Origin of the sequence: Thiocapsa marina 5811 (genome assembly GCF_000223985.1) — a bacterium.
Lineage (GTDB): Bacteria > Pseudomonadota > Gammaproteobacteria > Chromatiales > Chromatiaceae > Thiocapsa > Thiocapsa marina.
Genome location: NZ_AFWV01000011.1, coordinates 103,003 through 114,721, shown reverse-complemented (window position 1 = coordinate 114,721; position 11,719 = coordinate 103,003). Strand labels below are relative to the sequence as shown.

12 protein-coding genes are annotated in these 11,719 nt (G+C 66.7%); 2 read left to right on the top strand and 10 right to left on the bottom strand.

Annotated elements, in window-relative coordinates; all coding sequences use genetic code 11:
• The first annotated feature begins 20 nt into the window (after positions 1 to 20).
• Together rplI and dnaB are read left to right on the top strand one after the other, a co-directional pair.
• A complete protein-coding gene (gene rplI / locus THIMADRAFT_RS16600; protein ID WP_007194233.1) occupies positions 21 to 470 on the top strand; it encodes a 50S ribosomal protein L9 in 450 nt (149 codons plus the stop codon).
• 168 nt (positions 471 to 638) lie between these two features.
• Positions 639 to 2,033, top strand: coding sequence for a replicative DNA helicase (gene dnaB, locus THIMADRAFT_RS16595; RefSeq protein WP_007194232.1), 1,395 nt, complete (start codon positions 639 to 641; stop codon positions 2,031 to 2,033).
• 130 nt (positions 2,034 to 2,163) lie between these two features.
• On the opposite strand, the gene THIMADRAFT_RS16590 is transcribed toward dnaB, so the two are convergent.
• The 10 genes from THIMADRAFT_RS16590 to THIMADRAFT_RS16535 all read right to left on the bottom strand — a co-directional run bounded on the left by THIMADRAFT_RS16590 (position 2,164) and on the right by THIMADRAFT_RS16535 (position 11,605).
• Positions 2,164 to 3,027, bottom strand: coding sequence for a trypsin-like peptidase domain-containing protein (locus THIMADRAFT_RS16590; RefSeq protein ID WP_007194231.1), 864 nt, complete (start codon positions 3,025 to 3,027; stop codon positions 2,164 to 2,166).
• A gap of 47 nt (positions 3,028 to 3,074) precedes the next feature.
• A complete protein-coding gene (locus THIMADRAFT_RS16585) occupies positions 3,075 to 4,322 on the bottom strand; it encodes a D-alanyl-D-alanine carboxypeptidase/D-alanyl-D-alanine-endopeptidase (RefSeq protein WP_007194230.1) in 1,248 nt (415 codons plus the stop codon).
• A gap of 66 nt (positions 4,323 to 4,388) precedes the next feature.
• Entirely contained in the window at positions 4,389 to 5,156 is a 768-nt protein-coding gene (bioD, locus tag THIMADRAFT_RS16580) for a dethiobiotin synthase (protein ID WP_007194229.1), read from the bottom strand.
• Between the two features lie 217 nt (positions 5,157 to 5,373).
• On the bottom strand, positions 5,374 to 6,279 hold the full coding sequence (gene bioC / locus THIMADRAFT_RS16575) for a malonyl-ACP O-methyltransferase BioC (RefSeq protein ID WP_007194228.1): 906 nt from the start codon (positions 6,277 to 6,279) through the stop codon (positions 5,374 to 5,376).
• The gene (gene bioH, locus THIMADRAFT_RS16570) at positions 6,276 to 7,088 is read right to left on the bottom strand and encodes a pimeloyl-ACP methyl ester esterase BioH (protein WP_050799599.1); all 813 of its coding nucleotides are present in this window, start codon (positions 7,086 to 7,088) and stop codon (positions 6,276 to 6,278) included. Before bioH ends, bioC begins: the two co-directional genes overlap by 4 nt.
• 199 nt (positions 7,089 to 7,287) lie before the next feature.
• A complete protein-coding gene (gene bioF / locus THIMADRAFT_RS16560) occupies positions 7,288 to 8,457 on the bottom strand; it encodes an 8-amino-7-oxononanoate synthase (protein WP_007194226.1) in 1,170 nt (389 codons plus the stop codon).
• Between the two features lie 35 nt (positions 8,458 to 8,492).
• Positions 8,493 to 9,242, bottom strand: a complete 750-nt coding sequence (locus THIMADRAFT_RS16555; RefSeq protein ID WP_007194225.1) for an SDR family NAD(P)-dependent oxidoreductase — start codon at positions 9,240 to 9,242, stop codon at positions 8,493 to 8,495.
• A 231-nt stretch (positions 9,243 to 9,473) separates the two neighbouring features.
• On the bottom strand, positions 9,474 to 10,340 hold the full coding sequence (locus THIMADRAFT_RS24900) for a squalene/phytoene synthase family protein (RefSeq protein ID WP_007194224.1): 867 nt from the start codon (positions 10,338 to 10,340) through the stop codon (positions 9,474 to 9,476).
• Positions 10,340 to 11,059: a bifunctional 2-polyprenyl-6-hydroxyphenol methylase/3-demethylubiquinol 3-O-methyltransferase UbiG gene (ubiG, locus tag THIMADRAFT_RS16540; protein WP_007194223.1), complete on the bottom strand. Its 720-nt coding sequence runs from the start codon at positions 11,057 to 11,059 to the stop codon at positions 10,340 to 10,342. Before ubiG ends, THIMADRAFT_RS24900 begins: the two co-directional genes overlap by 1 nt.
• 96 nt (positions 11,060 to 11,155) lie before the next feature.
• Positions 11,156 to 11,605, bottom strand: coding sequence for a DUF29 domain-containing protein (locus THIMADRAFT_RS16535; RefSeq protein ID WP_007194222.1), 450 nt, complete (start codon positions 11,603 to 11,605; stop codon positions 11,156 to 11,158).
• Positions 11,606 to 11,719 lie beyond the last annotated feature (114 nt).

Sequence of the window (11,719 nt, the reverse complement as noted above, 5' to 3'; positions counted from 1 at the left end):
CTTTTGAGAGGAATACACACGTGGAAGTCATCCTGCTGAAGAATGTCGGTCGCCTCGGAGCGCTCGGCGACAAGGTCAGTGTCCGTCCGGGCTATGGCCGGAATTATTTGATTCCCTCCGGGTTCGCCGTATCGGCAACCGATGCCAATCTCGAAGCGTTCGAGTCCCGACGCGCGGAGCTCGAGCAGGCCGCAGCGGAGCAACTTGCCGAGGCGCGTGCTCGTCGCGATCACTTCGAAGGGATGAGTGTCACCATCGCGCGCCGTGCCGGCGAGCAGGGGCGGTTGTTCGGCTCGGTCGGCACCGGCGACATTGCCGAGGCGGTGACCGCCGCGGGCTTCGCCTTGTCGAAGGGCGAGATCAAGCTCGCCGGTGGGCCTTTTCGCGCCGCGGGCGAATACGAGGTGACCCTGCACCTGCATCCGGAGGTCGATGCCACCATCACGGTGGACGTCGTCCCCGAGGACTGAGACGCTAGACCTTCTCGATCCGGCGGCGTGCGTCCGCCGGATCGAAGACGAGCCGCGCCCGGACCGCCGGGCACGTCAAACGAATCGACTCGAAGCTCTGGCCACAGCTCTGGCCAAGGCTCTGACAAGAAACGCGACTTCGCGTGAGTCATTCGGCCGAGGTGATCGATGTTCGACTCGGATTCCCAAGGCCCTCCCGGTGCGGACTTCGATGAGCTCCGCGTCCCGCCGCACAACATTCATGCCGAGCAATCCCTGCTTGGTGGTCTCATGCTGGACAACAGCACCTGGGACCGCATCGCCGACATGGTTACCGAGCGTGACCTGTATCGACGCGAGCACCGCCTCATCTTTCGCGCCATCGCCAAACTGGCTGCGGAGGACCAACCTTTCGATCTGGTGACCCTCGCCGAGACCCTCGAGCGCACCGAGCAGCTCGAAGGCGCGGGCGGGCTCCCCTATCTCGGCACCATCGCCAACGAGACACCCAGCGCGGCCAATATCAAGGCCTATGCCAAGATCGTCCGGCAAACCTCGGTGCTGCGCCAGATGATCGCCGCCGGGACGGACATCGCCGACAGCGGCTACAACCCGATGGGCCGCGACGCCTCGGAGCTGCTCGATGCGGCCGAGCGACGCGTCTTCGAGATCGCCGAGCAGGAGGCGCGCGGGGGAGGCGGCTTCCAGCCGATCAAGACCCTGCTCGGGCGCGCGGTCGAGCGTATCGATGCACTCTATCAGCGCGACGAGCCCATCACGGGCCTTGCGACCGGTTTCACCGACTTCGACATGATGACGTCGGGGCTGCAGCCGGCGGATCTCATCATCGTCGCGGGACGGCCCTCGATGGGCAAGACCTCGTTCGCCATGAACATGGCCGAGCATGTCGCTATTCAATCCAAGCGCCCGGTGGCCGTCTTCAGTATGGAGATGCCGGGCGACGCGCTGGCGATGCGCATGATGTCTTCGCTCGGGCGTATCGATCAGCACCGCGTCCGAACCGGGCGGCTGGAGGACGACGAGTGGCCGCGCCTGACCTCGGCGGTCAACATCCTGGCCGGCGCATCCATGTTCATCGACGACACGCCGGCCCTCTCGCCGACCGAGGTCCGTGCACGCGCACGCCGTCTCAAGCGCGATCAAGACGACCTGGGTCTCATCGTGCTGGACTACATCCAGCTCATGCAGGCCCCGGGTGTCGGCGAGAATCGGGCGACCGAGATCTCCGCGATCTCCCGCTCGCTCAAGGCACTCGCCAAGGAGCTCAACGTCCCGGTCATCGCACTGTCGCAGCTCAACCGCAGTCTCGAGCAACGTCCGAACAAGCGGCCCGTGATGTCGGATCTGAGGGAATCGGGCGCGATCGAGCAGGATGCAGACCTCATCGTCTTCATCTATCGCGACGAGGTCTATCACGAGGATACGAAGGACAAGGGTGTCGCCGAGATCATCATCGCCAAGCAGCGCAACGGACCCATCGGGACCACCCGCCTGACCTTTCTCGGCAAATACACCAAGTTCGAGAACTATATCGGCAACTATTACGGCGAGGGCGGCGACTGAGCCCGCGGGAGCCAGACGCTCGGCTGCTTGCACGATGTCAAGGTGCACCGGTTTTAGCGGACATGTCCTGTCCTTATCCCGAGGCGGCGCCTTGAACATGCACCGGGCGGCCGACCGCAAAGCCGCAGGGTCATCGCCCGCGCATCACGTGATCCAAGGCGACCCGGGCGCGGTTGCTCGGCACCGCGAACCCGATCCCGACGTTGCCGCCGTTCGGCCCGATAAGGGCGGTGTTGATACCGACGACCTCGCCCGCGAGGTTGATCAACGGGCCGCCCGAGTTGCCGGGATTGATGGAGGCGTCGGTCTGGATCAGCTCGCCGAGACGGTTGCCGGCGATCCCGCTGCGTCCGACCGCGCTGACGATGCCGGAGGTGACGGTCTGGCCCAAGCCGAACGGATTGCCGATGGCGATGACGAAGTCCCCGACCTCGAGCCGATCGGAGTCGCCGAGCTTGAGCGGGCGCACGTCCACCGGCGGAATCTCGAGGATGGCGATGTCGGAGGCGCCGTCCGAACCCAGTCGTCGTGCGCGAAAGCTGCGCCTGTCCTTGAGGGTGACCCGGATCTCGGTCGCATTGCGCAACAGATGATCGTTCGTCATCACATAGCCGCGTGCCGCATCGACGATGATCCCCGAGCCCACGCTCTGGCGCTGCTCGATCTCGCCCTCCTCTGGCGCGGGTAGACCGAAGCGATCGAGAAAAGCGCGGAACTCCGGATCGCGCAGGAAGGGATGGTCCTCCATCGGAACCTCGGACTTCACCGAGATGTTCACCACCGCGGGGGTCACACGCCGCATCAGGGGCGCGAGCGACGGGAAGCCGGAGGCGGTGCCGAGGACCGGGGCGCCAGCGATCGTGGTCGGTAGGCCCGACTCGCGGTCGGTATTCGGCGAGATTGCGCAACCCGTCGCGAGCAGTGCGATGAACGCCGAGGTTGCGATCAAGCCGGTTTTGCGCCGGGGCAGGGTCGCAGCTGTCGAACTCTTCACGGCAAGCTCCCGATGGCCGACGCGGTACACTGGGTCCGGTCGGACAGTCACCGCGCCAAGCTGCTCGCGACGCGCTGTCTGATGGCGCCGTCGACCGGCTCGTTGATCATCAGGGCGAAGGGTTCCCAGCTCCCGCCGCGGCGGACATAGCCGGCATAGGTGCTGACGCCGCGCAAGGTTCCCGTCTTGGCGCGCACGGCGGGGTTTCCGTCCTGCTGGGGCATCAGATCCCGATAGGGCACGAAGGCGTCGAGCAGCTCCACGAGTTGGCGGGCGCTGAGCCGATTGGCGCGCGAGAGACCGGCGCCGTCGTCGATGGTGAAATCACGCCACCCGAAGCGCTTGCGCGAGAAGTCGGTCATGGCGCGTTTCGCGCCGCCCATGGTGACCTGCCCGGTGCCCTTCGGATCGGCCAGCCGCAAGAAGAGCGCATTGGCGATGAAGTTGTTGGAATACTTAAGCATCGGCGACACCATCTCGGCGAGGGTGCGGCTGTTGGCGTGGCGGTAGATGCGCTTGGCGTTGCGCGGCATGGGCGCGATACGTTGTTGTTCGCCGGCCTGGATGCCGGCGCCTTCGAGCTTGGCGGCGAGCAGCTCGCCGAAGTAGCGCAGCGCCTTGTCGCGCTCGCGCAGATTCACGCGCTGCTTGCCGGCGGCGCCGGCCATGCCGAAGCGCCGGGCCGAGTCGGTCAGCGGAGTCTGCGGCTCGGCGCTCTTGATGCTGTCGCCGGTGCGAATCAGGTTCAGGGTGTTGAAGTTGGCTGCCAAGGCGGTGACCGGCGCGTCGTAGGGATTGTCGGTCGAGGAGCGTCCTGCGATCTCGACGTCCGGGCTAAAGAAGCTGTCGTCCAGACCGATGCCGGTGATCCGGCGCAGGCCCTTGGCCGAGAGCGCGCTCACCACCTTGTCGAGCTCCTCGGAGACCAGATAGGGGTCGGCATAACCTTTGACCCAGAGCCAGCCGGCGTCGTCGGTGTAGAAGTCGGTCTCGAAGCGGTGGTTGCGTCCCCAGGTCTCGAGCGCGGCGAAGGCGGTCAGCACCTTCATGGTCGAGGCCGGGATGCGCGGTGTATCGGCACGGGTCGCGATCAGATCACGGCCGTTCTCTTGAAGGAGCAGGCTTGCTTGCGGAAGGGCCCGGACTTGCGCCACCGGATCCGCGAGCGCCGTCGGTGCGGCCAGGACGGCGGCGAGCACGAGGGCGAGCCTGAAGGTGAGCCCGAGCCTGACTAGACCCAGGGGCGTCGACGGGGGCCGAGTGCGGCTTTGAGGTGGTATCGAGAAGGCGATCATTCCGGATCCGATCAAGGTGAGGGGGATGCGAGGCGTCGAGGCCAAAGAATAGCCGACAACGCCCGGCTATGCGCGTCGCTTTATCGTCCGCGTTCCCGCCCCCGGCCGGGTCTCTGTCCGCGTTTGGGCCGTGGCGAGCTTGGCGGTATGCCGCGGCTGCAGATCGATCAGCTCGGGGTGGAGGTATCCGGCCAGCTCGCTCGGGGTCGGCGCCTCCAGCCAGGGCAGGACGCCGAGACAAGGCGCATCGACGAGGGCGGCGAGGGTGGCGAGGTTGGCGTCGCGAGAGAGCATCGTCGGGTCGAGCTGATTGGCGACCCAGCCGACCAGGACGCCCCCCGTGCACTGGATACTCTCCACCGTCAGCAGGGCGTGGTTGATGCATCCGAGCTTTAGGCCGACCACCAGGATCACCGGCAGGCCGAGCGCCTTGGGGATGTCGCTGACGAAAAGCTTCGGGCCTAAGGGCACACGCCAGCCGCCGACACCTTCGACGATCACCCGGTCGGCCTCCCCGGCGAGCGTGCGATACGCCTGCTCGATGGCCGGAAGACGGATCTCGACGCCGGCCTCTCCGGCCGCGATGTGCGGTGCGACGGGGGGCGCGAAGGCGTAAGGATTGACCAAGCCGTAAGGCGCCTCGGTACTGCCCTGTGCGCGCAAGCGCATCGCATCGTCGTTGCGCAACCCGTCGGGGCCGTGTGCGCAACCGGAGGCAACCGGCTTCATCCCGAGGACGCTTGGCCCCGACGCCTGCATCGCCGCCATCAGTCCGAGACTGATCTCGGTCTTGCCGCAGCCGGTATCCGTTCCTGTCACGAAGAGTCCGTGCATTGCGATGCAAATCCTCCCTTGAGCCGCGCCCGGCGCGGTATGCGATGTTTTTGAATGGATCGGCTGCGGCGGACGTGACGACCGCCGGTACCGGAGCGGTTTAAGACATTAGAGAATAAATTATTCTAAACCGCGTCCACGTTAACGGACGTGGATGCACCAAACGTCGAACTCACTTGAAAGTTAGCATCTCGCTCTGGACGCGGTTTAGGTGGGGTCAGTCCCCGCTCTCCACGGCGCGATTCGCGGGCGAGATCTCGCGGCTGCGGCGTCCGATGGCGCTTACGGGGACGGCGATTCCGCCCTGCGCGGGTTTCTGCTCGGGCACCCAGGCGTGGCCGTAGACGACCTCGTAGCTGGCCGGCAGTCGACCGTTGCTGCGGTGGCTCTCGTAGGCCGCGTCCAAGGCCGCAAGCCGGGTACGTCCCGTGAGACCACGCGGGCGAGCGGCGGTTGCGTTGCCGGCGCCCAGGATCTTGAGGTCCTGCATCAACTCGCGAACGGCCGGGTAGGTCAGGGTCATCCGCTCGGTGTCCATGACCGGGTCTGCGAAGCGGGCGCGCACCAGGGCGTCGCCGACGTCGTGCATGTCGAGGAAGGGGCTCACGTGGGAAGCGCCGTCGACCCGTGCCCAGGCGTGGCGCAGCTCCTTCAGCGTGTCGGGTCCGAAGGTAGTGAACATCAGGAGTCCGCCCGGACGCAGGACACGCAGACACTCGGCGAAGGTCCGATCCAGGCCGTTGCACCATTGAAAGGTGGCGTTGGAGACGATGAGATCGACCGCACCGTCGGCAAGCGGGAGCGATTCGGCATCCGCGCAGAGACAGAGCGGACGCCTGAGCCAACGACCGCGTCGGCGCGCGTGCAACAGCATCGCGTGTGCGAAGTCCAGCGCGATAACCCGCGCCTTGCGATAACGGCGGTGCAGGGCATCGACGGCATAGCCGGTGCCGGCCCCGAGGTCGAGCACGCGCTCGGGCTCGAGGCGCACGTAGTCCAGGCGTTCCAGCAGTCGGTCGGCGATCTCGCGTTGGAGCACGGCGACACTGTCGTAGCGCTCGGCGGCCTGCTCGAAATTGCGTCGGGCCCGACCTTTGTCGATCCTGTGGTCGAGGGGATTCATGGCGTGGGGCGAGCCGCGCTCGCGCCGACATCGGGATCTTCGATGTGGGTCAGGAAGCTCCGAATGATCTCGCCGGTGCGATCCGGGTGCGAAAGATGGGGCGCGTGGGCGGCACCCTGAACGACGGCGGTGCGCGCGCCGGGCATCAGGATCTCGACACGCTCGGCGACGGCCGACGGCACGAGGGCGTCATGGGTGCCGAAGATCCAAAGCGCCGGACAGTGGATGTCCGGAAGCCGGCCGCGCATGTCTTCGTCCCGAAGGATGTCCAGGCCGACCGAGAGCGCATCCGTGTTCGGCTGCGGCCGCTCGGCGATGCGTCGTCGCAGGCTCCGCAGGGTCTCGCGTGCGTCGTCGCTGCCGCGCACCTGGAGTGCGAGAAAGCGCGCGAGTGTCTCGGCGGGATCGGCGAGCAGACCGGCATGGAACTGCTCGAGCGTCTCGGGCAGCATCGCCGGCGTCCAGTCTGCGGCACGCACGAAACGCGGGGTCCCGGTCATGAGGATCAAGCCTTCGACCCGCTTGGGCGCTCGCACCGCAGCCGCCAAGGCGACCAGTGCGCCGAGCGACCAGCCGAGCCAGGTCGCGCGCTCCGGGGCGGCCTCCAGACATGCCTCGGCCCAGGACCAGAGGTCTCCGAGTCGCGGCGAGAAGGGTCGATTGCCGTGACCGGGCAGGTCGACGGGGCAGGGGATGATGCCGGGCGGGAGATCGCCGGCCGGACCGTCCCAGACTGCGCTGTTCATCCCCCATCCATGGAGCAGAACCAAGTGGCGGTCAGTGTGATGTGCGTGTGTGGCGTCGGTCATTCGGTGCTTGGTCGTCCGTCCGAAATTGGGGGGCGCGTCGGTCTTTCCGGATCGCGCGGCTCGGCGCTCGATTCTAACCTATTGGCTCCGCGGCGGCGGCAGCCCGGCGCCGGCGTTTCCCCCGCGAGGCCGAATGTCGGATCTCGCGACGCTCGTCCGAGCGATGGGTTCGCGCACCTTTGCGGTTCAACCGCTCTTCTCAGGGTGATGCATTCGGCGTCTCGGGTCTCAGGGCTCCGAGGGCGTCGAGCAGCCGGTCGACCATGGTCTCTGTGTGGGCGGCCGAAAGACAGACCCGCAGACGTGCGCTCCCCTCGGGGACGGTCGGCGGGCGGATGGCGCCGACGAGGATCCCCCGGGTCTCCAGTTCTGCCGCCCAGGCCAGTGCCTGGTGGCTGCTTCCGGCGATCAGAGGCTGAATGGGCGTCGGCGATTCGGACAACGGAAGGCCGAGCTGGTTCGCTCCCGCACGGAATCGGGCGATCAGGGCCTGCAGGTGCTCGCGTCGCCAGTCCTCGCGGCGTGCCAGCGCGAGGCTCGTGCGCGTCGCCTCGGCAAGGGCCGGGGGCGTCGCCGTGGTGTAGATGTAGCTTCTCGCACGCTGGATCAGGGTCTCGATCAGGGTCTCGGAGCCGGCCACGAAGGCGCCGAAGGTGCCGAACGCCTTGCCCAGCGTGCCCATTAGAATCGGTACCTGCTCGGCGTCGAGCCCGAAATGATCGAGTGTTCCGCGTCCTTCGCGGCCAAGCACCCCGAGCCCGTGGGCATCGTCGACCAGGAGCCAGGCGCCCGCGTGTCGAGCAATCAAGGCGAGCGCAGGCAGGGGCGCGAGATCGCCGTCCATGCTGAAGACGCCGTCGGTGGCGATCATGCGCGTGTCTTGCTCGCCGATCAGGCGGCCGAGCTCGGCCGCATCGGCATGCGGATAGCGGCGTAACGCGGCGCGCGAGAGGAGGGCGCCGTCGAGCAGCGAGGCGTGGTTGAGCCGGTCCTGCCAGAGTGTGTCGCCGCGCCCGGTCAGCGCCGAGATGATCCCGAGGTTCGCCATGTAGCCGGTCGAGAAGAGGAGCGCGCGGGGTCGCCTTGTGAAGTCGGCCAGCTCCTCTTCCAAGGCATGATGGGCGGCGCTGTGTCCGTTCACCAGGTGGGCGGCACCGCTGCCGACGCCCCAATGTTCCGCGCCTCGTTGCAATGCCGCGATGACCTCGGGGTGATTGGCGAGGCCCAGATAGTCGTTGCTGCAGAAGCTCAGCATGGGACGGCCGTCCACGAGGGCCTCCGGTTGCTGCGGGCGGTCCTGCACGCGGCGGCGTCGGTACAGCCCGGCGGCCTGAAGCCGTTCGAGGGCTTGATCCAGGTCAGCGGTCATGGCTTACGCATCGGCGGCGTTCGGGCACGCGAGCCTCAAACCGGTGCTTGCGCCTGAAGCGCCGCCCCGTTGGTTCCCCGTCCGCCCGGGCCGAGCAGGCGGACGTAGATCCCGGTAATGGTCTCGGGCAAGGGGTTGTTGAGCGAGTTCTCGCCGGGATACAAGCGGGCGCGCAAGGCGGTTCGCACGATGCCGGGGTCGATGCTGTTGGCCCGGATCTTCCCGTTCTCGCGCATCTCCGCGGCCAGGACCTGCATGAGTCCCTCGATGCCGAACTTGGCCGCGGCGTATGCGCCCCAATAGGCCAATCCCTGACGGCCGACGCGGTCGGAGGTAAAGACCACCGAGGCGTCCTCGGAGGCGCGCAGCAAGGGCATGCAGGCCTGCGTGAGCAGGAAGGGCGTGGTGAGATTGATGCGGATCACGCGATCCCATTCGCTCGCGTCATAGTCGTCGATGCGGCTGAGGAAGGGTGCGTAGGAGGCGCAATGGGCGAGTCCGTCGAGACGCCCGAAGGCGTCGCCGAGGACGGTGGCGGCGGCGAGGAAGTCGTCCTCGGTCGAGGTCTCCGGGTTGAGCGGCAGGATCGCCGGCTCGGGCCCGCCGTCCGCTTCGATGCGGTCGTAGACCTCGGCGAGATCCGACTCCTTCGATTGCGACAAGACGACGGTCGCCCCGGCAGCGGCACAGGCAAGCGCGACGGCGCGTCCGATGCCCTCGGCTGCGCCTGTCACCAGAATCACACGCCCGTCCAGTCGATCGGCGTCGGGTTGTCCTTGGTCCATGGGTTGAAATGCCTCTTGCTCGATTTTAAAGATTCGGGATTATCGCCGCGATCGCGCGAAGCGGCATTGACGATTAAACCGCGTCCTGAGCGATGTGCGCGTTGTCGCGTGAGCCCGACGTTCGGTGCATCTAAAAATGTTTGCGGGGACGCGGTTTAAATCAATCTTTTTTGGGGTCTCCTAAACCGCGCCGGCTCCGACTGTCGTCAAGTCCGCCGGGGCCGATCCCGATCAAAAACAGGATTTACCGCGCGGGGCGCGGTTTAGCCGGCTCTCGCGCCAAGCGTTCCAGAGCTTGCGGATCGGGGTCAGGGCGATACGCTGGTCGGCAACCTCGAAGTCGCTGGCCGCGAGCTCGGCGAGCAGGCGATCCGCAAGACGGACGCGGATCCGGATCGTGGCGGGCAGGCGAGGGAGGTCATGGCTTAGGTCGGCACGATGGCGATCCAGATCCTCGGCGAGATCGGCGAGCAGCGGGGAGAGGTGCTTGCGGATCTCGGTCGGTTCATGTCCGGTGTGACTTATCCCGTTGCGCTGCAATCGATCCTCCGGCAGGAAGCCGCAGCGGTCCCGGCGGAGCATGCGGCCGCTGTCCCGAACGAGCTCGACCAGTGCGCAATAGCTCCCGGCGCGTCGGGCAGCGCTCAGACCGGCCGGCGCGGACGCGGCGTGGACGCGGGCGATCAGCTCGCAGAGCGCCCCGAGATCCAGGTCGCCGAGGGCCGCGAGTCCGGCGACGTCCTCCACCCGCCGATCGGCCAGGAGTGCCTCCGTCCCCCGGATGATGTCGAGGAAGGGTTGTCGCGGCAGCTCGGCCCGCGCGATCAGCCGACCGAGCGGCAATCCCAGCGGATGCCGACCCGTGCCCGCGACGATGCGCTCGAGCTCGTTGCTCCACCATTCGAGCTTGCGTGTCGCCACACCGCGGTCCGACACCTCATCGAAGACGGATCGCACCAGATGACGCCAGCCGAGCAACACGGCCAGATCATCGCGCAGTCCGGCCGGTGCAAAGCGCACGCTGTAATACGCGGACGAGCCGGGCGGGGTCGCGGGATTCGGGAAGGCCCACTCGGTCGCCGCCTGCGAGCCGGGCATCAATCGGAATCGCGCACGCAGGTCACGAGATAGTTGACGTCGAGATCATCGGGGTCGAGTCGATAGGTTTGGGTGAGCGGGTTGTAGGTCATGCCCGTCATGTCGGTCGTGCGCAGGTCGGTGGGGCGGATCCAGGCGTGTAGCTCGGAGGGACGGATGAAGCGGGCGTAGTCGTGCGTGCCTTTGGGCAGGAGTCCCATGACGTACTCGGCGCCCAGGATGGCGAAGAGATAGGACTTAGGGTTGCGGTTGAGGGTCGAGAAGACCACCGTCCCGCCCGGGCGCACCAGACGCGCGCAGGCATCGACGATCGAGGCCGGGCTGGGGACGTGCTCGAGCATCTCCATGCAGGTGACCAGGTCGAAGCTGTCCGGCTGCTCCTCCGCGAGCACCTCGACCGGCACGCGCCGGTAGCTGACCTCCACGCCGCTTTCGAGCGTGTGAAGCTCGGCGACGCGCAGCGGCATGGCGCCCATGTCGATTCCGGTCACCTCGGCGCCGCGCAGCGCCATGGACTCGGAGAGGATGCCGCCTCCGCAGCCGACGTCCAGGACACGCTTGCCGTCCAGTCCGCCCGCCGCGCGCTCGATATAGTCCAGGCGCAACGGGTTGATCTCGTGCAGCGCCTTGAACTCGCTGTGCGGATCCCACCAGCGCGAGGCGAGCTCCTCGAACTTGCTGATCTCGGCGTGATCGACGTTGTGGATGGTTTCGGTCATCGTCTGCGGCCCCGGCGGTGTGCTGTCGACATGTCTATGATCGCCATGTCGGTCTGATCGGGCGGCAATTCTACACCGCGAAGCCCCCCGGTCGGATCAGCTTGGGCCGCTCTCGGGCAGAAAACCGGGCGAAAGGATCTCTTCGAGCGTGTAGGGGCAGGTGTTCGGAAAGGCCGTTTCGTGCAGACCGGACTCGCGGGAGGCATCGCGGACGGCCTTGGGATAGATCATTGTCAGCGCATCGTCCAAGGACGAACGTAAGCTCGGGCTGTCCAGCAGCAACGACTCGATCTCGTCGCGCTGGTGATCGATGGTTGCGAGCCAGCTTTTACTCCGAAGGTCCGGTTGGAATTGCCATTTCAGCAGGTGCATGGTCAGCACCTGCAAGCGACTCCGCAACTGCCTCAGGTCACGCTTTCCCATGCTTTCGAGCTCCTCGGCAATATGTTCCGCGTCGACCTCCGCGACGCGGCCTGCGCGCAGCAGCGCCACATTGCGTGCGATCCAGGCATAAAAATCTCGGTCGTAATCGGCATCGGGCGTCATCGCGTATCCTCCCGTGGGTCAGACTGTCGAAATCTCGCATGCCGGGCATGGTTCGTCCAGCCGACGCGGCGGCCGGGATCCCTTCCGGGCCCGGTGGGATTTGCCGCCCTCACT